The sequence below is a fragment of the Salipaludibacillus sp. CUR1 genome (assembly GCF_021028955.1).
Taxonomy (GTDB): Bacteria; Bacillota; Bacilli; order Bacillales; family Salisediminibacteriaceae; genus Salipaludibacillus.
In genome coordinates, this window is record NZ_JAIWPE010000032.1 from 1 (window position 1) to 22830 (window position 22830).

24 protein-coding genes and 8 tRNA genes are annotated in these 22830 nt (G+C 41.6%); 27 read left to right on the forward strand and 5 right to left on the reverse strand.

Going from position 1 to position 22830, the window contains the following annotated elements; genetic code table 11:
- Positions 1-45 precede the first annotated feature (45 nt).
- From K8O68_RS07510 to K8O68_RS07550, 9 genes are all read left to right on the forward strand, one after another.
- A tRNA-Gly gene (locus K8O68_RS07510) sits at positions 46-120 on the forward strand.
- 3 nt (positions 121-123) lie between these two features.
- A tRNA-Arg gene (locus K8O68_RS07515) sits at positions 124-200 on the forward strand.
- A 28-nt stretch (positions 201-228) separates the two neighbouring features.
- Positions 229-302, forward strand: a tRNA-Gly gene (locus K8O68_RS07520).
- 19 nt (positions 303-321) lie between these two features.
- A tRNA-Ile gene (locus K8O68_RS07525) sits at positions 322-398 on the forward strand.
- Positions 399-401: 3 nt separating this feature from the next.
- Positions 402-476 (forward strand) — tRNA-Asn (locus K8O68_RS07530).
- A gap of 4 nt (positions 477-480) precedes the next feature.
- A tRNA-Ser gene (locus tag K8O68_RS07535) sits at positions 481-571 on the forward strand.
- 9 nt (positions 572-580) lie between these two features.
- Positions 581-655 (forward strand) — tRNA-Glu (locus K8O68_RS07540).
- A gap of 22 nt (positions 656-677) precedes the next feature.
- A tRNA-Lys gene (locus K8O68_RS07545) sits at positions 678-753 on the forward strand.
- A gap of 297 nt (positions 754-1050) precedes the next feature.
- On the forward strand, positions 1051-2496 hold the full coding sequence (locus K8O68_RS07550) for an NADP-dependent glyceraldehyde-3-phosphate dehydrogenase (RefSeq protein WP_230896306.1): 1446 nt from the start codon (positions 1051-1053) through the stop codon (positions 2494-2496).
- A 61-nt stretch (positions 2497-2557) separates the two neighbouring features.
- On the opposite strand, the gene K8O68_RS07555 is transcribed toward K8O68_RS07550, so the two are convergent.
- A complete protein-coding gene (locus K8O68_RS07555) occupies positions 2558-3409 on the reverse strand; it encodes a DUF6612 family protein (protein WP_230896307.1) in 852 nt (283 codons plus the stop codon).
- A 323-nt stretch (positions 3410-3732) separates the two neighbouring features.
- Between K8O68_RS07555 and K8O68_RS07560 the strand changes: the two genes are divergently transcribed.
- The 8 genes from K8O68_RS07560 to K8O68_RS07595 all read left to right on the forward strand — a co-directional run bounded on the left by K8O68_RS07560 (position 3733) and on the right by K8O68_RS07595 (position 10229).
- On the forward strand, positions 3733-4287 hold the full coding sequence (locus K8O68_RS07560; protein WP_230896308.1) for a helix-turn-helix domain-containing protein: 555 nt from the start codon (positions 3733-3735) through the stop codon (positions 4285-4287).
- On the forward strand, positions 4280-4489 hold the full coding sequence (locus K8O68_RS07565; protein ID WP_230896309.1) for a PLD nuclease N-terminal domain-containing protein: 210 nt from the start codon (positions 4280-4282) through the stop codon (positions 4487-4489). The genes K8O68_RS07560 and K8O68_RS07565 overlap by 8 nt, the downstream gene beginning before the upstream one ends.
- Positions 4489-5391, forward strand: a complete 903-nt coding sequence (locus K8O68_RS07570; RefSeq protein ID WP_230896310.1) for an ABC transporter ATP-binding protein — start codon at positions 4489-4491, stop codon at positions 5389-5391. Before K8O68_RS07565 ends, K8O68_RS07570 begins: the two co-directional genes overlap by 1 nt.
- Positions 5388-6179 carry an ABC transporter permease gene (locus K8O68_RS07575; protein WP_230896311.1) on the forward strand — a complete coding sequence of 264 codons (792 nt, stop codon included), beginning with the start codon at positions 5388-5390 and terminating at the stop codon, positions 6177-6179. Before K8O68_RS07570 ends, K8O68_RS07575 begins: the two co-directional genes overlap by 4 nt.
- 614 nt (positions 6180-6793) lie before the next feature.
- Positions 6794-7621 (forward strand): electron transfer flavoprotein subunit beta/FixA family protein, encoded by an 828-nt coding sequence (locus tag K8O68_RS07580; RefSeq protein ID WP_093054724.1) that lies wholly within the window; start codon positions 6794-6796, stop codon positions 7619-7621.
- Complete coding sequence (locus K8O68_RS07585; protein ID WP_230896312.1) at positions 7621-8658, forward strand: electron transfer flavoprotein subunit alpha/FixB family protein; 1038 nt, start codon at positions 7621-7623, stop codon at positions 8656-8658. Before K8O68_RS07580 ends, K8O68_RS07585 begins: the two co-directional genes overlap by 1 nt.
- The gene (locus tag K8O68_RS07590) at positions 8651-9946 is read left to right on the forward strand and encodes an FAD-dependent oxidoreductase (RefSeq protein WP_230896313.1); all 1296 of its coding nucleotides are present in this window, start codon (positions 8651-8653) and stop codon (positions 9944-9946) included. Before K8O68_RS07585 ends, K8O68_RS07590 begins: the two co-directional genes overlap by 8 nt.
- A 1-nt stretch (position 9947) precedes the next feature.
- Positions 9948-10229, forward strand: coding sequence for a ferredoxin family protein (locus K8O68_RS07595; protein WP_093054730.1), 282 nt, complete (start codon positions 9948-9950; stop codon positions 10227-10229).
- 194 nt (positions 10230-10423) lie between these two features.
- On the opposite strand, the gene K8O68_RS07600 is transcribed toward K8O68_RS07595, so the two are convergent.
- Entirely contained in the window at positions 10424-11053 is a 630-nt protein-coding gene (locus K8O68_RS07600; protein WP_230896314.1) for a cysteine hydrolase family protein, read from the reverse strand.
- A gap of 164 nt (positions 11054-11217) precedes the next feature.
- Here K8O68_RS07600 and K8O68_RS07605 point away from each other — a divergent pair, with 164 nt between their 5' ends.
- Both K8O68_RS07605 and K8O68_RS07610 read left to right on the forward strand, forming a co-directional pair.
- On the forward strand, positions 11218-11715 hold the full coding sequence (locus K8O68_RS07605) for an Lrp/AsnC family transcriptional regulator (protein WP_230896315.1): 498 nt from the start codon (positions 11218-11220) through the stop codon (positions 11713-11715).
- Positions 11712-12905 (forward strand): aminotransferase, encoded by a 1194-nt coding sequence (locus K8O68_RS07610; RefSeq protein WP_230896316.1) that lies wholly within the window; start codon positions 11712-11714, stop codon positions 12903-12905. The genes K8O68_RS07605 and K8O68_RS07610 overlap by 4 nt, the downstream gene beginning before the upstream one ends.
- Before the next feature lie 112 nt (positions 12906-13017).
- On the opposite strand, the gene K8O68_RS07615 is transcribed toward K8O68_RS07610, so the two are convergent.
- Positions 13018-14364: a sodium-dependent transporter gene (locus tag K8O68_RS07615; RefSeq protein ID WP_230896317.1), complete on the reverse strand. Its 1347-nt coding sequence runs from the start codon at positions 14362-14364 to the stop codon at positions 13018-13020.
- A 287-nt stretch (positions 14365-14651) separates the two neighbouring features.
- Between K8O68_RS07615 and yugI the strand changes: the two genes are divergently transcribed.
- Positions 14652-15089: a S1 domain-containing post-transcriptional regulator GSP13 gene (yugI, locus tag K8O68_RS07620; RefSeq protein ID WP_230896318.1), complete on the forward strand. Its 438-nt coding sequence runs from the start codon at positions 14652-14654 to the stop codon at positions 15087-15089.
- A 179-nt stretch (positions 15090-15268) separates the two neighbouring features.
- On the opposite strand, the gene K8O68_RS07625 is transcribed toward yugI, so the two are convergent.
- On the reverse strand, positions 15269-15496 hold the full coding sequence (locus K8O68_RS07625; protein WP_093054739.1) for a DUF378 domain-containing protein: 228 nt from the start codon (positions 15494-15496) through the stop codon (positions 15269-15271).
- 190 nt (positions 15497-15686) lie between these two features.
- Between K8O68_RS07625 and K8O68_RS07630 the strand changes: the two genes are divergently transcribed.
- From K8O68_RS07630 to K8O68_RS07645, 4 genes are all read left to right on the forward strand, one after another.
- On the forward strand, positions 15687-16853 hold the full coding sequence (locus tag K8O68_RS07630) for an iron-containing alcohol dehydrogenase (RefSeq protein ID WP_230896319.1): 1167 nt from the start codon (positions 15687-15689) through the stop codon (positions 16851-16853).
- A gap of 173 nt (positions 16854-17026) precedes the next feature.
- Complete coding sequence (locus tag K8O68_RS07635) at positions 17027-18385, forward strand: glucose-6-phosphate isomerase (protein WP_230896320.1); 1359 nt, start codon at positions 17027-17029, stop codon at positions 18383-18385.
- 331 nt (positions 18386-18716) lie between these two features.
- Positions 18717-19673 (forward strand): GNAT family N-acetyltransferase, encoded by a 957-nt coding sequence (locus tag K8O68_RS07640; protein WP_230896321.1) that lies wholly within the window; start codon positions 18717-18719, stop codon positions 19671-19673.
- 71 nt (positions 19674-19744) lie between these two features.
- Entirely contained in the window at positions 19745-20170 is a 426-nt protein-coding gene (locus K8O68_RS07645; RefSeq protein ID WP_093054745.1) for a YugN-like family protein, read from the forward strand.
- Between the two features lie 10 nt (positions 20171-20180).
- Here K8O68_RS07645 and K8O68_RS07650 read toward each other — a convergent pair whose 3' ends face one another.
- Positions 20181-21185: an ion channel gene (locus tag K8O68_RS07650; protein WP_230896322.1), complete on the reverse strand. Its 1005-nt coding sequence runs from the start codon at positions 21183-21185 to the stop codon at positions 20181-20183.
- Positions 21186-21286: 101 nt separating this feature from the next.
- On the opposite strand from K8O68_RS07650, the gene K8O68_RS07655 reads away from it, so the two are divergent.
- The 3 genes from K8O68_RS07655 to sinI all read left to right on the forward strand — a co-directional run bounded on the left by K8O68_RS07655 (position 21287) and on the right by sinI (position 22760).
- The gene (locus K8O68_RS07655; RefSeq protein ID WP_230896323.1) at positions 21287-21445 is read left to right on the forward strand and encodes a hypothetical protein; all 159 of its coding nucleotides are present in this window, start codon (positions 21287-21289) and stop codon (positions 21443-21445) included.
- 259 nt (positions 21446-21704) lie between these two features.
- Positions 21705-22613, forward strand: coding sequence for a tyrosine-type recombinase/integrase (locus tag K8O68_RS21425; RefSeq protein ID WP_230896324.1), 909 nt, complete (start codon positions 21705-21707; stop codon positions 22611-22613).
- A gap of 21 nt (positions 22614-22634) precedes the next feature.
- On the forward strand, positions 22635-22760 hold the full coding sequence (gene sinI / locus K8O68_RS07665) for a DNA-binding anti-repressor SinI (protein WP_230896325.1): 126 nt from the start codon (positions 22635-22637) through the stop codon (positions 22758-22760).
- Positions 22761-22830: the final 70 nt, after the last annotated feature.

Below are 22830 nucleotides of genomic sequence, written 5' to 3' on the forward strand. Positions count from 1 at the left end.
CGTGATTCGCAGGTTCGAATCCTGCTGGGCCTGCCAGTTTAATATGCGGGAATAGCTCAGTGGTAGAGCACCACCTTGCCAAGGTGGGGGTCGCGGGTTCGAATCCCGTTTCCCGCTCCATATGCGCCCGTAGCTCAATTGGATAGAGCGTCTGACTACGGATCAGAAGGTTAGGGGTTCGACTCCTCTCGGGCGCGCCATTTTTTAAATTAAATAGGTTTCACACATGCGGGTGTAGTTTAGTGGTAAAACCTCAGCCTTCCAAGCTGATGACGAGGGTTCGATTCCCTTCACCCGCTCCATTTTTTGTTTTTCCTTAATGGGCCTGTAGCTCAGCTGGTTAGAGCGCACGCCTGATAAGCGTGAGGTCGGTGGTTCGAGTCCACTCAGGCCCACCATATTCCACAGTAGCTCAGTGGTAGAGCAATCGGCTGTTAACCGATCGGTCGTAGGTTCGAATCCTACCTGTGGAGCCATTAAGGAGAAGTACCCAAGTGGCTGAAGGGGCGCCCCTGCTAAGGGTGTAGGTCGTGCAAACGGCGCGAGGGTTCAAATCCCTCCTTCTCCGCCACTTATGTATGGCCCGTTGGTCAAGTGGTTAAGACACCGCCCTTTCACGGCGGTAACACGGGTTCGAATCCCGTACGGGTCACCATTTTTTATTATAAATAGGTTTTGAGCCATTAGCTCAGTTGGTAGAGCATCTGACTTTTAATCAGAGGGTCGAAGGTTCGAGTCCTTCATGGCTCACCATTACATAATCAAAGTTTTCCTTTTTAAAAGGGAAACTTTTTTTTATTCTGCGATACCTCCCCTTCCGCCCTCACGATTCTTAACTGGCTCGTTTCTCTCTCACTCCAAAGGAAGTTATATCTATAAATGTTAAATAATACAAAATGAAATTGTTTTTAAGTTTATTTTTTATTAAATTCTGATAATTTTTTAAAAAATATATGCATATCGGTTGTTTGTAAGTGTTTTCACATGTTTTAATAAGAAACATTGAAAGTAAAACCTGCTTTCTTACTTTAAAGAAATGGAGTGATCAACATGGATGTACGTCAAGATACAAAAGTCTATCCATATCTTTTTAATAATGAGTGGAAGGAAAGTGCAAGTGGAGAAACTGTTCAAATAAAATCTCCCGACGATGGCAAAGTCGCCGGGGAAGTTCCTGCTATGAGTCAAGAAGAGGTTGACGCAGCTGTCAAAAGTGCAGCAGATGTTCAGGAAAACTGGGAAGCAACTGAAGGCCATGAGCGTTCTCAGCTTCTTCACCGCTGGGCAGAAGAGCTGGAGAAGATGACAGATGAAATTGGCGAGATGATTCATTTAGAAGTTGGAAAAACATTATCTTCTGCTAAAGGGGAAGTAAAGCGTACAGCTCAATTAATTCGCCATACAGCTGAAGAAGGATTACGTACACATGGAAGTTTCATTCAGGGAGATGCCTTCCCGGGAGCTTCCAAGTCTACAAAGGCTATGGTTCAAAAAGTCCCTCATGGAGTAGTATTAGCAATTGCGCCATTTAACTATCCTGTAAACCTTGCAGCATCAAAAATTGCTCCTGCTTTAATTACAGGTAATACGGTAGTATTTAAGCCGGCAACACAAGGGGCTATCAGCGGTCTGTTAATGGTAAAAGCCCTTGTAAAAGCAGGATTGCCTGCCGGAGTTCTTAATGTCGTGACTGGAAGAGGGTCTGTAATTGGTGATTTCGTTGTAACACACCCTAAAATCGACATGATTACTTTTACAGGCGGTACAGGGACTGGCCAGCATATTGCTAAAAAAGCTTCTATGATTCCTGTAGTACTTGAACTAGGCGGTAAAGACCCAGCGATTGTTCTGGAAGATGCCGATCTTGAAAAAACAGCAAATGAAATCGTAAGCGGCGCGCTGAGCTATTCAGGACAAAGATGTACAGCTATTAAACGTGTGATGGTCGTTAATAGTGTAGCAGATGAACTAGTAGCAAAAATAAAAGAAAAAGTGGAAAACCTCACGGTAGGAAAATCGAGTGAAAATGCGAATATCACCCCGATGATTGATCAAAAATCAGCTGACTTTGTAGTCTCTCTAATCGAGGATGCAAAGAAGAAAGGGGCTACTGTTGTAACAGAAGGCACTCAAGAAGCAAACTTACTAGGAGGTACTTTACTGGACCACGTGACAGAAGATATGGACGTGGCCTGGGAAGAGCAATTTGGTCCAGTCATCCCAGTTATACGCATAGATAACGAACTGGAAGCAGTGAACCTTGAGAAACGAAACGAGTATGGATTGCAAGCCAGCATATTCACTCAGAATCTTGAAAATGCATTTGCGATTGCAGATAAATTAAATGTCGGAACTGTACAGGTTAATGGAAAAACATCACGCGGCCCTGACCATTTCCCATTCCTTGGCGTGAAAAATTCAGGACAAGGCGTACAGGGTATTGGGCGCAGTATTGATTCAATGTTAAGAGATAAAGTACTGGTGTTAAACCTATAAACCTTTAAAAGCTGCTCTGAAGTATCAGAGCAGCTTTTTTCTATACATTAGTAAAGAGGGTTTAAAATCCCCCGCCCATCATTTCTTCTTCAGACACTTCCTCTGCGTTATCAAGGACATCTTGAGGAATTTCAATTGGGTCTATTTGGTCAAAATCAGAAAAGATCATATTACTTTTTTGTTGAGTTGTCATCGTTTCTTCCATAATGGTCATTGTCATAGTCATATCTATGTTTGCTTCTGTCTGATAAAATGTCTCTTTGTCTACGAAGATCTCATAGGCTAATGCTTCAATGTCAATATCCTCCATCATTTCACCAAGCATTGGGTCCATTCCTTCAAGCCCCATTCCGCCCATCTGTTCCATTAATTGCTCCATATCAATGCCATCTCCCGCAAGAGTAATAACATAGGAAGAATCTGTCGTTTCTACTGACACTTCAGAAATATGCTCTTTAAAAGGCTTAAGCTGGTCTTCAGGGCTTAATTGCGCTTCAGACATCGCTAACATATCATCCATAACTTCTTCAGGAAGTTTCAGCCAAGTGCCTGACATAGGATCTTCAACAAAAAAACCATCATCTTCAGTGAAATAAGTAAGATATGTCATTTCCGATTCTTCTCCCATTCCAAACTCGCCCATATCTATCCGTGTTGACTGTTTTAACGTCATTGGCTCCATGGTCAGCTCCACGTCCCCTGAGGAATCAAAAGCCATTTCTCCTTCATCTCCCATTTTCATAAGCTGGTTCATATCCATTTTAATAGAATAGGAGTTTAAGTCTTCCATAGCAGACATGGTTTTATTAAGGATATCTTCCACATTAAGACCATCTTCTGTTGTCGTTTCCCCACAGGCAGTCAACCCTAAAAGAGCTGCTGCAGAGAAACCTGTAAACAAAACTTTTTTCATACTATAACCTCCAAGTTTGATCTGTCTTTCTCTACGTTTTTAAATGGAAAAAGGTTTCATTTCCAAATTGCTCATCATTAGTCATTCTACTTCAGTATGGAAAAAATAAGAAGTAATGTTTTATTTTTTTATTTAGCTCACTGATTTTTTCGAAAAATTCCCGGCGGTGACGTGAGTCTTCCAAATTGTATTCAATAGGGGATATATATAGGCAGGGAAACATAAAATATTTATTATCAAAAGTGATAACATATATAGACAAATTAATGGTAATCAATTATGATAAAATTATCAATAGTGATAATAAGGAGGCTCCTTTCTTTATGAAACAGTCTAAAGGAGACGTAATTCTCCATCCGATACGTATAAAAATATTAAAAGCTTTGGCCCGTAAGCCGATGACTGTCCAGGAGATGATCGACTGCTTGCAGAATATTCCACAGGCTACTTTATACCGGCATTTAAAAGTATTGAGAAATCATCACATCGTCGAGGTGGAAGAAGAAAAGCAGGTCAGAGGGACTCTTGAAAAAAGGTATACGTTAAATGGAAAAAATGCTCACATGTCTGGAGAGGAAGCAAAGAATATAACGAAGGAAGAGCACAGCCGTTACTTTATGATGTATGCTGCGTTGATAATTAAACAGCTTGAAGAATACCTGGAAGGCGACATGGATATTGAAAAAGATGGATTTGGCTATACCCAGATTGATTTGCAGTTAAATGATGAAGATAACTTAAAGTTTCTTGAAGAGTACCAGGAGCTGGTGGAGAAATACTGCCACTTGTCTTCTGACGGGGCTAGGAAGCGTACTTTATCCACTATTATGATTCCTGAAAAAAATATAAAAGCAAAAGGAAGTGAAGAAAATGGATGAACTGACACAAGCGTTGCAGGAAAACTGGGCTCTCATAGCCCCTGTTCTTATTCTACAGGCTATTTTAATGGTTGTTGCTCTGATTGATTGTTTTAAACATGACAAGACAAACGGACCTCAGTGGATCTGGGTTTTAGTCATTGTATTTATTAATATTATCGGTCCGATTCTTTATTTCGTGTTCGGGAGGAGGAATGACTGATGAGCCTGATTGAAACGGCACGGTTAACTAAAAAATATAATGGAAATGCCGCTGTCGATAATGTTAGCCTCTCTATTCGTGAAGGAATGTGTACGGCTCTTTTAGGTCCTAATGGAGCAGGGAAAACAACGACCTTAAATATGCTTACAGGCCTGATAAAACCGACAGAAGGCGACATTGATTTTAATAAAGATTATGCCGGGGACCGCAGAAAACATATTGGTTATCTTCCTCAACACCCTAAGTTTTACGGTTGGATGACGGGTGAAGAATATGTGAGTTTTTCCGCTGAACTGGCTGGGCTTTCTAAGAAAAAAGCTAAAGAGAGTACAAATGAAATGCTGAGTCTTGTAGGGCTTAAGGAAGACAGGAAAAAAAAAGTTTCCGGTTATTCAGGAGGAATGAAACAAAGGCTTGGGATAGCCCAGGCTCTCGTCCACGAGCCAAAGCTCGTGATCCTCGATGAACCCGTCTCGGCTCTCGACCCGATAGGAAGAAGGGAAATACTGGAGCTAATGAAAAAACTGAAACAGCATACATCGATTTTATTCTCTACCCACGTGCTGCATGATGCCGAAGAAGTGTCTGACGATATTTTTATAATGAAAAAAGGAAAAATAATTATTGAAGGGGGCCTGAGCGAATTACAACGAAAGTATCAGCAGCCTGCTTTTTTTATAGAAACAGAAAAAGCAATGGATAATTGGTTGTCTTCCATTAATGAAAAATCCTGGATCCGTCAATCAAAGCTGGATAAAAAGAAATTAACCTTAACAGTAGAAGATGTTGATACAGCGAGGGACGCCCTTTTAAAAGACCCGATGCTTCATAAGTTAAAACTGTTAAAGTTTGAAGTAGCGAAAACGTCGCTTGAAGATCTGTTTATGAAGGTGATGAGATGATGAAGCAGTGGGGAGTACTATTTAAAAAAGAATGGACAGAATCTGCCAGGAATTTTAAATGGCTTTGGCTGCCGGTCGTGTTTATTTTACTTGGAGTGATGCAGCCGCTCACCTCTTATTATTTCGCAGATATTATAGAAAATTTCGGTGGCCTTCCTGAAGGGGCTGTTTTGGATATTCCTCCGCCTTCAGGAGCAGAAGTTCTGGCAGGCACACTCGGCCAATTCAGCCAAATCGGCTTTCTTGTGCTTGTATTGGCTTTTATGGGAACTGTAGCTGGAGAGAAAAGTCACGGCACACATCTTATGGTATTAGTTAAGCCGGTTTCGTATTTTAACTATTTAACTGCTAAGTGGGTTCATATTCTCCTCATCTCTTTAAGCTCGTTTGTGATTGGTTTTGCAGGAGCGGTTTATTATACTGCGCTGTTAATAGAGACTGTCCCTGTAAATAACGTGTTAAGCGGGGGAGCGGTGTATGCTTTATGGATTACATTTTTTATGACACTTGTTTTGTGTCTCAGCGCTTTGATTAAAAGCACGGCCATTGTCGCTTTTGGGTCACTTGGAACAGCTTTGCTGATGAGCGTTTTAAGTATGTATACGCCTGACCTTATGAAGTGGTCTCCAGGCATGCTTTCAAGCCACAGTCAAATGCTGTTTTTCAGCGGTAATGCAGGAGATGGTTTTTGGGTAAGTGTTGGTATGACGTTTATTCTTATAACAGGGATAATGATTTTAACCATCTATCTGTTTAATAAAAAGGAAGTAGCCGGCCATACTGAATAAACAAAAAATATAATGAAAGAGGCAGCGGGGCATCATATAGCACCCTGCCTTTTTGTTATTCTACATAAACACCTTTTCAATATTAAAATGTTTAAAAAGTTTGACTTTTTCGTGAAATACGTAATTCGAGGTTGTTAGCTTCCCGTATTTTTGATATAAATAAACTAAGGAAACCGCTTTCAAACCTTTATGTTTAATAAGTTTATAAAGACAGACTTACTGAAAGGGTTTCTACTGACGTTTTATTGCGGGTTCTGCTGACGGGAGATTTGATGAAGGGAGGAAGATGATTCATCGAGAGGGAAATTTCACCATTTGGACTCTCACCATTCCACACAAGCTATCAACTTACAGTTCCCTAACCGTTTGCTATAGTAACTGAATGACAGACTTAAAGTTTCACAGCATGAGAGAAAAATCTGGTTATTATTTACAATAGCATTTTCCAGTTTTTGCTGTGCCTCTATTTGCCTTTTATTACGTGAATGATTGAACAAATTTTTGTGAAGTAATGTGCAGTCGGTTTTGGTCATGAACGAAGCAGGAAAACTGGGAAAGGGGAATCCCGGGACGCTTGACTCGTTTTTAAATGAATGAAAAGAGGGTGGGGAAAAATGAATATACTTGTTTGTATCAAACAAGTACCAGACACGAAGATCATTAAAGTAAATCCTAAGACTAATACACTGGATCGGTCCAGTGCACCGGCAATTCTAAATCCTTATGATGCACATGCAGTAGAAGAAGCAGTCCGTCTGAGGGAAATACACGGAGGGAAGGTTATCGTCCTGTCAATGGGGCCTCCCCAGGCACGCAATGCCATCCGTAAATGTGTGGAAATCGGTGCGGATGAGGGATATTTAATTTCTGACCGCCGGTTTGCCGGTGCCGATACGTTAGCCACAAGTTACGCGCTTTTTAAAGCTATTGAGAAACTGCAGCATGAGCAAGGCATCGATTTAGTTTTATGCGGTAAACACGCCATCGACGGAGATACAGGCCAGGTAGGCCCGGGCATCGCCAGACGTATGGAAATTCCGCCGTTAACGAACGTCATTAAAGTGGAAGAAGTGGACCTTGAAGGAGGAAAACTTAAAGTCAGACGTAAAATAGAAAACGGTTACGAACTGATTCAGTCATCGCTTCCTTGTTTGCTGACAGTAGAAAAAGAGATTAACGAAGTCGCTTATTCGCCGCTGCCAAATATGCTGCGGGCTGCACGCTATGAGCCAACGGTATGGACCGTGGATGATCTGGACGATGTAGATATTAAACAATTAGGCTTAAAAGGTTCACCGACCATCGTGGGGAAAATGTGGCCGCCGGAAAAAAGCTCTGGGGCAGAAATGATTGAAGGGGAAGCAAAAGAGCAGGTGGAGAAACTGTTGGCCATTACACTTGAGAAACGAGAGTTGTTTGGTGTGAAAGGCGGGGAAAAATAATGAACATAGAGGAATATAAGGACGTTTGGGTGTTTATTGAGCAGAGGGACGGTCAGATTATTGATGTAGGGCTCGAACTTTTGGGAGCTGGAAGAGACCTGGCTGATAAATTGGAAGTGAACTTGTGCGGGGTGCTTTTAGGGAATGGTGTAAAAGACAGTGCCAGTGATTTATTTTCTTACGGGGCAGATAAGGTTTATGTCATAGACGATCCGGTTTTAGAAAAATACCGGACAGAAACATATATGAAAGCGGTTGGAGATCTTGTACGGAAATACAAACCTGAAATTTTCCTTTACGGAGCCACCTCCAACGGAAAAGATCTGGCAAGTGCAGTAGCAACTGAAGTTATGACCGGATTGACTGCAGATACAACGCTGCTTGACGTTAACTTGGAGAAACGTTTATTTGAAGCGAGCCGTCCGGCTTTCGGCGGAAACATTATGGCCACAATTTTATGTAAGAAGCACCGTCCGCAAATGGCAACTGTGCGTCCGAAAGTAATGAAAAAGCCGGAGCCTGAAGAAGGACGCGAGGGAAAAATAATTGAAGAAAAAATTACTCTAAAAGAAGAAGATCTGCGTACTAAAGTCCTTGAAATTGTAAGGGACGCTAAAAAAGCTGTTAACCTTGAGGAAGCAGATGTCATAGTGGCAGCCGGGAAAGGCATCAAAGACGAAAAAGGATTTAATATGGTGAAAGAACTTGCCGAAGTGTTGAATGCCACAGTCGGTGCGAGCCGCGATGTGGTGGAAGCCGGGCTCTGCGGCCATGACCATCAGGTTGGCCAGACAGGATTAACTGTTACACCGAAAATTTACTTTGCTATTGGAATTTCAGGAGCAGTTCAGCATGTCGTAGGAATGCAGAATTCAGATATGATTATTGCTATTAACAATGATCCTGAAGCAGCTATTTTTAATGCAGCTCACTACGGAATAGTAGCTGACGCCTTTCAAATTGTTCCAATGCTGACAGAGGAATTCCGAAAGGCTTTAAAAGGGGAAGAAGCAGGAGGGGTGACAGCAAATGTCTGAAAAATTTGATGTGATTGTTGTAGGAGCCGGGCCTGCAGGCACCAGCTGTGCTTATACGGCCGCTAAAAACGGTTTGAAAGTCCTTTTGATTGAACGGGGCGAATATCCAGGTGCCAAAAATGTGATGGGAGGCATTCTTTATCGGAAACAGTTAGAAGAAATCATCCCTGAATTCTGGAAAGAAGCGCCAATTGAAAGGCCTGTAGTGGAACAACGCTTCTGGTTTTTAGATAAGGAGTCTATGATTACGACGAGTTATAAAGGATTGGAGTGGGCTAAAGAGCCTTACAACAACTTTACAGTGCTACGTGCTAAGTTTGATAAATGGTTTGCTAATAAGGCAGTAGAACAAGGTGCTCTTTTAATTAATGAAACAGTAGCAACAGAATGCATAGTTGAGGATGGAAAAGTTGTCGGGGTAAGGACAGACCGCCCGGATGGAGAGGTTTATGCTGATGTGGTCGTGCTGGCAGACGGTGTTAATTCACTGTTAGCAAAGCAGCTTGGTTTTCATAAAGAATGGAAACCGAATGAAGTCGCGCTGACAGTTATGGAAGTTTTGAAGCTCCCATCTAAAACAATAAACGAACGTTTTAACGTGAAAGACGGTCAGGGGGTGTCTGTAGAAATATTCGGTGATGCGACCCATGGAATTTTAGGAACAGGTTTTCTGTATACGAATAAAGATAGTGTAAACATTGGTGTAGGAACGACGCTGTCAGGAATGATGAAAAAGAAGCTTAAACCTTATGAACTTCTGGAGCATGTCAAACAGCATCCAATGATTCAGCCCTATATAGAAGGGTCTGAAACCCAGGAATACCTGGCACATTTAATTCCTGAAGGCGGTTTTAATTCCGTGCCGAAACTTGTTGGGAATGGTGTGATAGTCACAGGGGATGCCGCACAGTTTGTTAACGCTATACACCGTGAAGGCTCTAACATGGCTATGTCTTCGGGTAAAATAGCAGCCGAAACAATTGTAAAAGCAAAAGAAACAGGTGACTTTTCTGAAAGAACTCTGGACTCTTACCGAACCGAGATCTACGACAGCTTTATCGGTAAGGATCTGAAAAAATATAAAGATGCTGCTCATACTTTTGAAGAAAATCCGCAATACTTCCAGGAATATGTCCCGTTAATGAATCAGGCTATGAATACATTCTTTACAGTCGACGGTACGCCAAAGTGGGAAAAACAGAAGAAAATCATTGCGAAGATGACTGCAGGCCGCGGAAAAATTGGTTTGGCGAAAGACATGTATAAAGCTTGGAAGGCGGTGAAGTAAGATGGCGAAAACACTTGAAGATAAGCAGTATCTTATCAGGTTCAACTGTGATCAGAAATCTCATTTAGAGGTTAAAGACCACCAGATTTGCGCCACTCAATGCCCTGATAAAGACTGTACGATTTTTTGTCCCGCAGAAGTTTACAAGTGGGAAGGCGACAGAATGTTTGTCGGATTCGAAGGCTGCCATGAATGCGGCAGCTGCAGAATCGGATGTCCTCATGAGAATATTAAGTGGGAATATCCAAAAGGCGGTCACGGTATTGTTTTCCGGTTAGCTTAAAGCGGTTACAAAAAAAGAAAAATGGGACCTCGGGATAACCTTTCCCGAGGTCTTCTGCTTAATTTCAGAGTTTCTGAATAAGCAATTTAAAATGAGTGGTAAAATGGCAAAGTAAGACTTAACACTGTTGCTACAGTGCTATTATAGCTTATTCGGACGGCAGACGTAAAGACAGGCTTTAATATATAGAATATTCAGTTTTTCTTTGGGTGTGTGCTTGGCGTATCCATCCATTCATATTTAATTTTTTCCAAATCTAATTCAGCTAAAGGAGCAGTTTCAGCTTTAAGAACTCTCTTCATAAGATGGAGGGCTTCATCGTTTTCTTCCTGACTGTTTGAGGCGACACAATCGGATGGGACGTACAATTTATAATGCCTCATATAAGCGTCGTTAGCTGTAAAGTGGACACACATGTTTCCGGCTACTCCAGTTATAATAAGAGTTTTGACATTTAAGTAATCCAGCAGCAATTCCAGGGGCGTCATAAAGAAACCCGAATATTGAGGCTTTAGTATGAAATAATTATCATCATCCGGCTGCAGGTACTCAACAATTTGTTTACCTCGAGGACTCTTCGTAATGTCCTCTACAATTTTAGGGAAGTCTGACTGCCAGCTTCCATAATTGTCATTCACGTACAATACGGGAATTTGCAGTTCATTTGCCTGGTTTTTTAACTCAGCAATATTTTTGGCAGCCGGAAGAGCGTGCTCGAACAGCTTTTCGCCATCCGGGAATTCATAATCACTGATCATATCTATTAATAAAATAGCCACGTGCTGATAGTCATTCACATGAGGATTTTGGTTAACTTCAGTCATTTTTTTACCTCCTGTATAAAATTACGTCTGGTATGGACGTTTATAGTCATGTAGAATATAGTGATATCAGAAAAGTATAATAATAAAACATGCCTAATTATATTTCCCCTTAATAAGGATTTAAAACAGTTTGAGATACTACTAGTCAGGAGGATCATTCATTTATGAACGAAAAAGAACGTGAACTGCTCAGTCTTATAGAAAAAGAAGGAAGAATGAAAGAAGAAAGTTTAGCAAAGATGCTCGATACTCCCACCGATGAGGTCGCAGCCATGCTGAAAAGTTTAGAAAAGCGAAAAGTGATTCTGGGCTATTCCGCCCTCATTGACTGGAGCAAGACAGACATAGCGGAAACCGTTACAGCGATGATTGACGTAAAGGTCACACCTAAAAGAGGTGTAGGCTTTGATGAAGTTGCCGAAAGAATTTACCGGTTTAAAGAAGTGAAGGCACTTTATCTTATGTCAGGCACATATGACTTATCTGTTTCTATTGAAGGCCGGTCAATGTCAGATATTGCCCAGTTTGTATCGGAAAAATTATCAACTCTCGATTCAGTTATTTCTACAACCACTCACTTTCAGTTAAAAAAGTATAAACATGACGGTGTCATCTTTGGACAGGATGAAGAAGGAGACCACCGGATGGTGGTATCACCATGAGTATAATTAAAACCGAGCACCAGCCACGTTTGTCGGCAGCCGTAAACCGGATTCAGCCGTCCGGAATCCGACGCTTTTTTGACCTTGCGTCTTCAATGGATAATATTATTTCATTAGGGGTAGGTGAACCGGATTTCTCAACGCCCTGGAATATCCGTGAAGCCAGTATTCATTCCTTAGAAAGAGGCGTCACTTCTTATACAGCTAATGCCGGCCTGCTTGAACTTCGGGCAGCCATCAGTAAATATCTTCTGGAACGCTTTGGTGTGGATTATCATCCAGAAAGTGAAGTAATTGTAACGGTTGGAGCCAGTGAGGGAATTGATTTGGCCTTAAGGGCTATTGTTGATCCGGGTGATGAAGTTCTCATAGTCGAGCCTTGTTTTGTCTCGTACGCTCCTCTCGTATCACTTGCAGGAGGAATCCCTGTCCCTGTACCGACATCCATTGATAAAAACTTTGAAATTGATGAAAACGATCTAAAGGAAAGACTTACGAGTAAAACAAAAGCTTTAATGCTGTCTTTTCCGAATAATCCTACAGGAGCAGTCATGGGAAAAGAGGGGCTTGCAAAAGTTGCGGAAGTAGTTAAAGATCACAATTTAGTGGTTTTATCTGACGAGATTTATGCCGAACTGACTTATGACGGTGACCATACGAGCTTTCCTTCAATTGAAGGGATGAAGGAAAGGACGATTTTAATCTCCGGATTCTCAAAATCCTATGCAATGACTGGCTGGCGCATAGGTTATCTGACAGCTCCGAAGCCTTATGCGGAGGCCATGTTAAAAATTCATCAATATGCAATGATGTGTGCGTCCACTATGGCACAGTATGCCGCTCTTGAAGCGATGACTAACGGACGCGAAGAGATGGAAGAAATGATTATTTCCTATCGCCAGCGGAGAAATTACTTTGTAAAATCGGTAAAAGAAATCGGGCTAACTTGCCATTCGCCCGGGGGCGCCTTTTACGCTTTTCCTTCAATCGCCGAAACAGGCCTCTCTTCAGAAGAGTTTGCTGAACAACTGCTGCTGGATCAGAAAGTCGCTGTTGTACCGGGGCACGTGTTTGGAGCCGGAGGGGAAGGCCATATCCGTTGTTCATATGCTGCCTCCATGGAACAGCTGGAAGAAGCAATTGACAGGATAGGGGCTTTTCTGAAAAAGCTGAATGAATCAAAAGGATAAGTGAATAAGTCAAAAGAAGAGCCTCCTTAAATAAGGGGCTCTTCTGCAAAGGGGGAATACTAGGTTGTATTATTTTCCATTATTCCCCGATTTTTTAAAAAATATGCATTTGTTAAATAATTCCTGTAACATGGAGGAAGGCAATTACGATAGCCACAGGCGTGACGTATTTAATCAGGATGTACCAGGCTTCAAACCAGAATCGTTTCATTCCCGCCCCTTTCTGAATTTCTTTGGAAAGGGTTTTTTTACTGATTTTTAAAGGCACAAAAACAGCGATAAGAAATGCGCCTAATGGAAGCAGAACATTACTGACAATAAAATCTGCAAAATCGAAAAAGGTCAGGCCGAAAAAGTAGGGTTCGGCTAATATACCGTATGAAAGGGCTGAGGGAATACCCATAAGGAAAATTAATGTCCCAGCCACCCAAGCCGATTTTTTCCGTTTAGACGGATCGTTTTTAGTAATCGACGCCACAACCATTTCGAGTAATGAAAAGGCAGAAGTTAGTGTGGCAAACAATAAAAGGAACATAAATAAAATAAAGAATAAGTTCCCTAATGGTATGCTGCTGAAAACGGCAGGCAGGACGATAAAAATCAGCGGAGGTCCTTCTGCAGGCTCCAGCCCGAATGCGAATACAGCAGGAAAGATTGCAAGTCCGGCTAAAATGGAAATAAAAATTGTCAGGCCTACTATAGATACCGCAGATCTTGGCAAGCTTTCTTGTGATTTCAAATAAGAACTGTAGGTGACCATGATTGACACACCAAGACTTAAAGAGAAAAATGCCTGCCCTAGGGCAAATAGAACGGTTTCCCTGGTCATCGATGAGAAGTCAGGCAATAGAAAGAACCTAACCCCTTCCATAGCACCGTCAAGAGTCACCGACCGGATAACAATAATCACAAATAAAATAAAAAGAGCGGGCATCATAAATTTTGAAGACCGTTCAATACCTTTTTGAATCCCCCCCTGGACGACTAAAATCGTCAGCAGTATAAATATCAGGTGGGCAAGGACAGCCAGTACCGGGTTAGAGATAGTGTTTTCAAACATTGCTCCAAACTCTTCAGGGCTCATTCCCTGAATATTTAAAGTAAAAGCACGGAACAGATAAACGAGAATCCACCCGCCTACTACGCTGTAAAAAGATAATAAGAGAAATGATGTGCACACTCCAAGTTTACCTATCCAGTGCCATTTTCCTCCAGGAGCTATTGTTCTGTAAGCTGTAATAGCTTCTTTTTGTGTATACCGGCCAACGGTAAATTCTGCCAGTAACAATGGAAGTCCTAATAATAGTGTAAACAATAAAAAAATGAGAAAAAAGGCCCCTCCGCCGCTGGAACCGGCTACATAAGGAAGTTTCCATATAGCGCCGAGACCTATAGCTGAACCTGCTGCAGCAAGGATAAACCCTAATTTGGATGTCCATTGTTCAGGTGTTTTTGACATAGGTTAAATTACCTCCTTTTAACATTTAAATAAGCCCCTTCCAGTTGCAGCCTGATCCGGAACGTCCGGCGGAAAAAACCGATTGGCTTTCGTCAGGCTGTTGTATGACAACGGTTGATGAAATTGACGTTTTACATACACACAGAACGGGCAATTGTTTTAATATAAATCGGGCAAGAACCGGTGTCAAGAACAAAGAAGGAAAAACAGGGCTAAAGAAACCTTTTGTCAACTTTATATTCCTGTGTTATAATTACACAGTTAATAAATAATTAGGAGTTGTTTTCATGTCAGGTCAATATGAAGTAGGAAGTATCGTTGAAGGAAAAGTAACTGGAATTAAGCCATTTGGTGCCTTTGTTGCGTTAGATGAAAAGAAACAGGGTCTTGTTCACATTTCCCATATTGCTCACGGGTACGTTAAAGATATTAATGAGCAATTATCTGTAGGAGATGAAGTAAAGGTTAAAGTCCTTTCAGTGGACGAAGAATCCGGTAAAATTTCACTTTCTATTAAAGAAACTCAGCCAAAGCCTGAGCGTACTGAGCGTCCACGCCAGCAAAGCGGCGGCCCTCGCGGCGGCGGCGGAGGTGGAAACAAACGTTCCGGTGGAGGACAGCAAAGCCAGACTCAAGGGTTTAACACTCTTGAAGACAAGCTTAAAGACTGGTTGAAGCAATCTAACGAAATCCAGGCAGATTTAAACAAGCGCATCAAAAAATAATGGTTTCTGCTTTTCACTTAAACGATAAAGAGGCAGCCCTGACAGGGCTACCTCTTTTCTCGTTTTGTGAGGTTTAGCTGTGCCATTCACAGCTGAAACTGAAATGGAAGCATTCGAATGGTTTCATTTACAGATGCTGTGATTGAGCTAACAGCACCTATACCACAAAGGAAAACTTCTTATCTTTGTGGTTCCGGGCTTCTTTCCAGCTCCTCAGATGGTTTAAATAATAGAGAAATACAATACAACCCTGCCAATCCTACGAGGGCATAAATGAAACGGGAGAAACCTGCAGCCTGTCCTCCAAATATCGCCGCGACCAGGTCAAATCTGAAAAACCCGATAAGACCCCAGTTTACAGCACCGATGATGGTCAGCACTAATGCAGTACGTTGAATTCCGTTCATGCGCACCTCACCTCCTTATAAGGGGTAAATTAGTCACAATCAGAAGCAAATGTGCTTCTCTTATAGAATGATTAATGATTACATAAATTATTCATGAACTAACAATATAATTGTTATCTTTTGCTTTTTTATGAAAACTTAAGAGATAATACTTGTGAATACGGCGATTATTCGAAAGGAGTCATGATTTATGGATCAGTTTATTTATCAGAATCCGACGCGTTTAATTTTTGGCGAAGGACAAGTGAACGAGCAGCTTGTTGCACAGCTCAAACCGCTAGGAACTAAGGTTCTTCTCGTTTATGGAGGAGGAAGCATTAAAAGAAATGGCCTTTATGATGAAGTAACAACGTTACTGAATGAAAATGGGTTTGAGACATACGAACTTTCGGGTGTAGAGCCAAACCCGAGGCTGTCAACTGTGCATAAAGGCGTGGAAATTTGTAAAAAGGAAAATATTGAGGTTATTTTAGCTGCAGGCGGAGGAAGCGTCATCGACTGCACAAAAGCTGTGGCTGCAGGAGCACAGTATGACGGTGATGTCTGGGATTTAGTCACTAAAAAAGAAAAACCTGAAAGCGCCTTGCCTTTTGGGACAATTTTAACTTTGGCAGCCACCGGCTCTGAGATGAATTCCGGATCAGTTATTACAAATTGGGAAACTCATGAGAAATATGGCTGGGGAAGTCCGCTTGTATTCCCTAAATTTTCTATTCTGGATCCTCGCAACACGTTATCTGTTCCAAAAGACCATACAGTATACGGGATCGTAGATATGATGACTCATGTTTTAGAACAGTATTTTCATCCTCAGGAAAACACGCCTTTACAAGAACGGATGTGTGAAGCGGTATTACATACCGTCATAGAATCAGGGCCTCGTCTCGTTGAAAACCTGGAAGATGTAAAACTTCGGGAGACCGTTCTTTACTCAGGAACCATCGCTTTAAACGGCACATTGCAGATGGGTACTAAAGGGGACTGGGCTTCTCATAACATTGAGCATGCCGTGTCAGCGGTCTACGATATCCCTCATGCCGGAGGTCTCGCTATCATTTTCCCGCAGTGGATGAGACATCATCTGGAGATGGGCGAGGAAAAGCTGGTTCAGCTGGCTGTGCGCGTTTGGGGAGTGGATCCCGAAGGAAAAACAAATCAGGAAGTCGCTGAAGAGGGAATCCGTAAACTTGAAGAATTCTGGACTTCTCTCGGTGCGCCAAGCCGTCTGGCTGATTATAATATCGATGACAGCCAAATAGATGTGATGGCAGATAAAGCGATGGTAAATGGGCCATTTGGAAACTTCAATAAGTTGAATAAAAACGATGTGACAGAGATTTTAAAAGCGTCATTGTAAGTATAAAGAGGGGGTTCTCAGAAGTTAGACTTTTGAGAACCCCCTTTCTTTGCAGAGTTTGAAAAATAATCACAATTGGAACCGTTTACAAATGAAGGTTCACTTGATTATCAGCCTTCAATTTAATAAAGTGAAAAGGGGAAGAAGTTATTATAAACGGAGGAGATCAATTCATGGCAAATACAGTATCATTTGATTACTCAAAAGCTTCATCTTTTTTATCTCAGCATGAAGTGGATTACATGGCAGGAGCAGTCAAGAATGCTCATGAGGCCCTTCAACAGGGGACAGGCGCAGGGAGCGATTTTCTTGGCTGGGTTGACTTGCCTGTCAACTACGATAAAGAAGAGTTCTCAAGGATTCAAAAAGCAGCTGAAAAAATTAAGTCAGACTCTGACGTATTAATTGTTATAGGCATCGGCGGTTCTTACCTAGGTGCCCGTGCTGCAATCGAAGCATTAACTCACACTTTCTACAATGAATTAGACCAGAAAGCACGTAAGACGCCGCAGATTTTTTATGTGGGAAATAATATCAGTTCCACTTATGCCCGCCACCTGCTGGAGGTGATTGAAGGAAAAGATATTTCCCTTAACGTTATTTCCAAATCCGGGACGACGACTGAACCGGCTATTGCGTTCCGTATTTTACGTGAGTATATTGAAGAAAAGTACGGTGTAGAAGAAGCGAGAAAGCGTATTTATGCTACAACTGATAAAGAGAAAGGCGCTTTAAAGCAGCTTGCGAATGAGGAAGGCTATGAGTCGTTTGTGATTCCTGACGACGTAGGCGGCCGCTTCTCCATTTTCACAGCTGTAGGGCTATTGCCGATTGCTGCGGCGGGGCTCGATATTGAGGCGATGATGAAAGGTGCAGCGGATGCCAGAGAAGCGTACAGCACGCCTGATCTGGAAAATAATGAGGCTTATCAGTATGCTGCGGTAAGGAACGCTCTTTATAATAAAGGGAAATTGGTTGAACTGATGGTAAACTACGAGCCTTCTCTGCACTATGTAGGAGAATGGTGGAAGCAGCTGTACGGTGAAAGTGAAGGGAAAGACGGGAAAGGAATATTCCCTGCAGCAGCTGACTTTTCAACAGATTTGCATTCTCTCGGGCAATATGTCCAGGACGGCAGACGTGACCTGTTTGAAACAGTTCTTCATGTTGGAAAAGCAACTGAAGAAATGACAATTGATAAAGCAGAGAATGATTTGGATGGTTTAAACTATTTAGCTGGAAAGACGATGAGCTTTGTTAATGATAAAGCTTATGAAGGAACGATGCTGGCCCATATTGATGGAGGCGTCCCTAACCTCGTAGTGGAAATTCCTGAATTAAATGAATATCACTTTGGCCATCTCATCTATTTCTTTGAAAAAGCTTGTGCGATCAGCGGCTACCTGTTAGGTGTCAATCCGTTTGACCAGCCGGGAGTGGAAGCTTACAAAAAGAACATGTTTGCCCTTTTAGGCAAACCGGGATTCGAAGCACAAAAAGCAGAACTGGAAAAACGTTTGAAAGAAAAGTAATACAAAAAGCATGTCCTCTTAAGGGGACATGCTTTTTTGGAAACTTCTGGGGGGTCTGTCCCCCCAGTTATTGTAATTGGGAAACAGGGTGCTATAATTGAGGTAACAGTATACTGGGGGAATTTGTGTGAGCGTCCTAAATTAATTAATGATGAAAAGCAAAAAATGTTTAAAAAGTCATTTGTTAATGGCTTATTTGCTATGGAAATCTATCTTAATTAATACAGGAGGCATACAATTTAAAACTTTCCGGTGTGAAGATCGGTTTAATTGGCGTCCGCATTGGGCGCTGTTTTTTTATGTGCTCCTGCTATAAAAGGAGAGAAGGACGTTGGAAACTAACCAGCATATGATCATTCGGGAGGAAAAACGGGAGGATTTCAGACGGATAGCGGAGGTTCACGCTGACGCCTTTTATGAAAGTACAGGCCAGGAGGAAAGTGTTCTTACAGCACTGTTAAGGCAGGAAAAAGGATTTACCCCTAAACTTTCGCTAGTGGCGCAACTGGATAATGAAATAGCAGGCCACGTACTGGTCGTGCCATACACTTTTCATTTATATGGCCTTGCAGTCAGAGGGGGGATTCTGGCCCCGATCGGTGTTAAAAGAAAATATCAGTATAAAGGAGTAGGCAGCCGTCTGATGGAAGCGGTCCATGAAAAAGCCGGAGAGCTAAACTTATCATTTATTCTTCTGCTCGGCCATGAGAAGTATTATACGCGGTTTGGCTATGAAACAAATATGTTTGGTGAAGCGGCTTTAGCCATTCAGCTAAACGGAACGTCTGCAGAAAAAACAGAGCTTACATCAAGAAAAATATCTACTAGTGATCTGCCTGCCTTAATGGAAATGTGGGAAGAAACAAATCGGGATGTTCCTCTTATATTAAAACCTGAAAAAGAGTTAACTTCATGGCTTAGTACGAACAAAGAAATTCTAAGTCTTGTTTATGAAGAACGAGGCAGGACGGCGGGCTTCGTCAGAATTCATAAGAGAACAAAAGAAATAAAAATGTTCCTCTCACATAATAAACAGTATGCAAGCCAGATGGCGGAGGCATTAATGGAAACATTTAACATGGAAAGAGAGGTAATTATACCCGTCCATCCAAAAAGGAAGAACTGGTTTAACAGTTTTTCTCCATCCGTGAAAATGGAAACATGGAATGCCGCAATGATTTGCCCGGTCGGTTCAGATGAGTCGGTTAAACGCTACATTACTACAGTAAAACATTCTCCTGAAAAAGCAGGGAGCATCATCTGGCCAGTAGCTTTTGAAGCTATCTAAGCTGAGCGGGTAATAACAACGTTTAAGATGGGGAAGCTATTCCTACCTAAAGAAACAAGGAGGAATAGCTAATGATTGAGATACCTTCCCGTCTTGAAAATAACACATTCAAGTTAATTGATTTAGAAAAGAAACTTAAACCAGTCGGTTACGTTATTGGAGGAGGCTGGGAATATGACCATGGATATTTTGATTATAAAATGGCAGACAACGGCAGCTATTTGTTTGTAAGACTTCCATTTGAAGCAGTTGACGGGGAAGAGCTTGATGTAAAAGGGGTTCATGTGACGTTAGGAAGACCTTTTCTTCTGGCTCATAAATATCAGCGCGGGCTGGATGATAATGTACACGATCCGAACCCTCTGCTGAATCAATTTTCTGAACCGCAGGACCCGGACGCTGAATTCCCGCAGGAATGGGTGCAGACAGGAAGGGAATATGTCAGTGAACTTGAGCAGATTATTTTAAATAATATGGAAATTTCACCAAGGAACTAAAAAGACGAGCTTACCGTTTAACATAAATAAGCTCGTCTTCTTTTTGCAAAAAAAACTTATCGGCAGGATGGGGGTGAAGTGTAGCTTCTTTATCACGTCTCACCCCCAGCAAAAACTGATCATGGGACGTCTCCTGCTGAACAGCTTCAGCAAAGCTTTTTCCAATAAGAGCCTCGGGTAACCTATGGAGACACAAGTGATCCCTGTGGTTATGGTCAAGCATTTTAGTAACGACATCTGTTAAGCCATGATACAGCGTACTGTTCATTAATAACATACTGACATGGTGTGAGGCTTCAATCACTTCATCCGCACCGGCCCGTTTTGCATTCTTAACCTGGTCGTGCGTAATAATCTCTGCAATGGTATATAAATCAGGGGCTAGCCCTCTCATGGCAATCAGAGTTAAAATGGTATTCGCATCGGCAAGCCTCTCTTCAATATGAAGGTTCGCTGTGATTACCACCGTTTCGGCCAGCTGTAAATTAGCCCGTTGTAACGTTTCATCTTCTCTCGGGCTGCCTTTTATAAATCTGATGTAATGATATTCTGATGGCAGCTTTTGCAGGGTTTCATCAACCATGACGATATCTTTAAACGGGTAAAGCTGGTGTGTTTCCCTTATAAGTCTCCTGCTTCGTTCATTCCATCCTACAATTAGCAGATGGCCGTGGTTTTTAAACTCTCCGTCCCCTTTTTCCCGTTTTTCTTTAATCATCATTGTCGAAGCTGCGAGGTTAGTAATAAAATACGAGAATATACCAATCCCCGTAAGAATAAGAAGGATGCCTAGAAGTCGCCCTGTCAGACTGACAGGAACGTAATCTCCATACCCTACCGTGGATATGGTGACTATCGCCCACCATACGCCATCAAAAATGGTGGCAAAAACGTCCGGTTCAATTCGGTGCATCACCATTCCTACCAATACAGCAAACAAAAAAAGGCCGGTTAAAATTTTTAATAAAACAAATCGTTTAGCATATAGTTCAGAAAATAAAGCTACGCGAATCATCAACCTCTTCCTTTCAGACTCTGTCTTTCCCATTATGGACAAAACTTAATGCAATTCATTCACAAGTTTGGTACGATAGGAAAAGTGAAGGAGGAAAGCTCATGTTTCAAGCTGTAATTTTCGCCATAACGATGTTCATCGGCTGGATTATTTTTGACGCCATTAAACATAAAAAAGTAATAAAAGAAAATATAATATCCGGCTTTTTTGCAGCAATTGTCGCAGGATTCTTGTGGTATATTCTTTTTATTATTTTTTAATGAAAAAATTTTAAAAAACTATTGATTATTACTGCAAATCTGTTTATAATTTTAAATTGTGAGTCACATTACAACATTCCCATTATTACTTACGGGGCATTAGCTCAGCTGGGAGAGCGCCACACTGGCAGTTCTAAGCTTATTAGCTAATATAATTCCCCAGACATGGCAACCTTCACAAGTGGTACATGTACAAGGGTCACAACTTGACAATCATAACAACCTTCTTGGACTGAAAACAGTCTGAGGAGGTTTTTTTGTGCTTATAGAAAGTATTCAAAAGGAGTTTATCAGTGAGAAGCGTTTTGAAGGGTTAACGGAATCAGCTTTAAACAGTTATGTGGCACTTTTTAAGCAACTAAATGAGTATCTAGACCATGAGGGGGTTGAACAGCTTGAGGAGCTTACTCCCAAAATTCTTAAAGGTTACTTGAGGGAGTACAAAGAGAGAGGAAATAAACCGAAAACAATTAATTCAAAGCTTAAGCTCCTGAGAGTGTTCTCCAAATGGTTACACCAAGAGGGGTTAACTGAGAAAGTACTTACTGAGGGAGTTAAGCTCACCAGGGAAGACACCTCCCCAAAGATCGTAAAGACAGAGGACATAAAGCTAGCTCTTTCCCACCTCAGGAGAGCCAAAAGAAGAGAAGATACATTCACAGCCAGGAGAAACTATGTCATTTTACTCTTTATGGTTGGTACTGGTTTACGTATCTCAGAGCTGGAGCGCTTAAACTGGTCTGATATTGATTTTAGTACCTACTTAATAACCATTAGAACCAGTAAGAGCAGGAAAGCTCAAAGTGTTCCACTTTCAGAGTCTCTAGCTCGTGAGTTACTTGATTGGAGGCTATACCTGGAAAGGAAGTTAGATAAGCTCCCAGAGGCTCTATTCGTAACTAGAGAAGGCAGGCGCTTTAGTAAGAACGGTATACAGAACTTTTTTAAGCGACTTAAGAAGAAGCTTGGTATTACTGGGGATTTTTCACCTCATGCTCTAAGAGCGTACTATATCAAGACGCTTCTCAAGAATGGCAGTAATCTTAGGGAGGTTCAACTCTTAGCAAGACACTCTAAAATAAGTGTCACTCAGGGATATGTAGGTTATTTTGCTCATGAGCTTAAGGAGTCTCTGGACAATAGCAATCCACTTAGAGACTTGTTATAAAAACCTGGAGGTGGAACCAGTATGAACAATATTTATAGAGACTGGCTCTTTTTAATTATTGAAGCTAAAGAAGCAGGGTTAACAGTGAAAGAAGTCAGGGAGTTTTTACACCAAAGATCAGAGCTAGTGAAATACAAAAAGAATTAAAAGAGAACATAAAGAAGGAGCTACCTCAGCGACCAAACTGAAATAGGTAGCTCCTGCAACTAAGCTGAAG

What these genes read in the sequence shown, in the direction of transcription:
- K8O68_RS07595 (WP_093054730.1), top strand. Translation starts at nt 9,948, where the DNA reads ATGGCGAAAACACTTGAAGATAAGCAGTATCTTATCAGGTTCAACTGT.
- K8O68_RS07550 (WP_230896306.1), top strand. Translation starts at nt 1,051, where the DNA reads ATGGATGTACGTCAAGATACAAAAGTCTATCCATATCTTTTTAATAAT.
- K8O68_RS07650 (WP_230896322.1), bottom strand. Translation starts at nt 21,185, where the DNA reads ATGATTCGCGTAGCTTTATTTTCTGAACTATATGCTAAACGATTTGTT.
- K8O68_RS07560 (WP_230896308.1), top strand. Translation starts at nt 3,733, where the DNA reads ATGAAACAGTCTAAAGGAGACGTAATTCTCCATCCGATACGTATAAAA.
- K8O68_RS07565 (WP_230896309.1), top strand. Translation starts at nt 4,280, where the DNA reads ATGGATGAACTGACACAAGCGTTGCAGGAAAACTGGGCTCTCATAGCC.
- K8O68_RS07585 (WP_230896312.1), top strand. Translation starts at nt 7,621, where the DNA reads ATGAACATAGAGGAATATAAGGACGTTTGGGTGTTTATTGAGCAGAGG.
- K8O68_RS07615 (WP_230896317.1), bottom strand. Translation starts at nt 14,364, where the DNA reads ATGTCAAAAACACCTGAACAATGGACATCCAAATTAGGGTTTATCCTT.
- K8O68_RS07590 (WP_230896313.1), top strand. Translation starts at nt 8,651, where the DNA reads ATGTCTGAAAAATTTGATGTGATTGTTGTAGGAGCCGGGCCTGCAGGC.
- K8O68_RS07600 (WP_230896314.1), bottom strand. Translation starts at nt 11,053, where the DNA reads ATGACTGAAGTTAACCAAAATCCTCATGTGAATGACTATCAGCACGTG.
- K8O68_RS07555 (WP_230896307.1), bottom strand. Translation starts at nt 3,409, where the DNA reads ATGAAAAAAGTTTTGTTTACAGGTTTCTCTGCAGCAGCTCTTTTAGGG.
- K8O68_RS07635 (WP_230896320.1), top strand. Translation starts at nt 17,027, where the DNA reads ATGGCAAATACAGTATCATTTGATTACTCAAAAGCTTCATCTTTTTTA.
- K8O68_RS07655 (WP_230896323.1), top strand. Translation starts at nt 21,287, where the DNA reads ATGTTTCAAGCTGTAATTTTCGCCATAACGATGTTCATCGGCTGGATT.
- K8O68_RS07605 (WP_230896315.1), top strand. Translation starts at nt 11,218, where the DNA reads ATGAACGAAAAAGAACGTGAACTGCTCAGTCTTATAGAAAAAGAAGGA.
- K8O68_RS07610 (WP_230896316.1), top strand. Translation starts at nt 11,712, where the DNA reads ATGAGTATAATTAAAACCGAGCACCAGCCACGTTTGTCGGCAGCCGTA.
- K8O68_RS07630 (WP_230896319.1), top strand. Translation starts at nt 15,687, where the DNA reads ATGGATCAGTTTATTTATCAGAATCCGACGCGTTTAATTTTTGGCGAA.
- sinI (WP_230896325.1), top strand. Translation starts at nt 22,635, where the DNA reads ATGAACAATATTTATAGAGACTGGCTCTTTTTAATTATTGAAGCTAAA.
- K8O68_RS07625 (WP_093054739.1), bottom strand. Translation starts at nt 15,496, where the DNA reads ATGAACGGAATTCAACGTACTGCATTAGTGCTGACCATCATCGGTGCT.
- K8O68_RS07575 (WP_230896311.1), top strand. Translation starts at nt 5,388, where the DNA reads ATGATGAAGCAGTGGGGAGTACTATTTAAAAAAGAATGGACAGAATCT.
- K8O68_RS07580 (WP_093054724.1), top strand. Translation starts at nt 6,794, where the DNA reads ATGAATATACTTGTTTGTATCAAACAAGTACCAGACACGAAGATCATT.
- yugI (WP_230896318.1), top strand. Translation starts at nt 14,652, where the DNA reads ATGTCAGGTCAATATGAAGTAGGAAGTATCGTTGAAGGAAAAGTAACT.
- K8O68_RS07645 (WP_093054745.1), top strand. Translation starts at nt 19,745, where the DNA reads ATGATTGAGATACCTTCCCGTCTTGAAAATAACACATTCAAGTTAATT.
- K8O68_RS07570 (WP_230896310.1), top strand. Translation starts at nt 4,489, where the DNA reads ATGAGCCTGATTGAAACGGCACGGTTAACTAAAAAATATAATGGAAAT.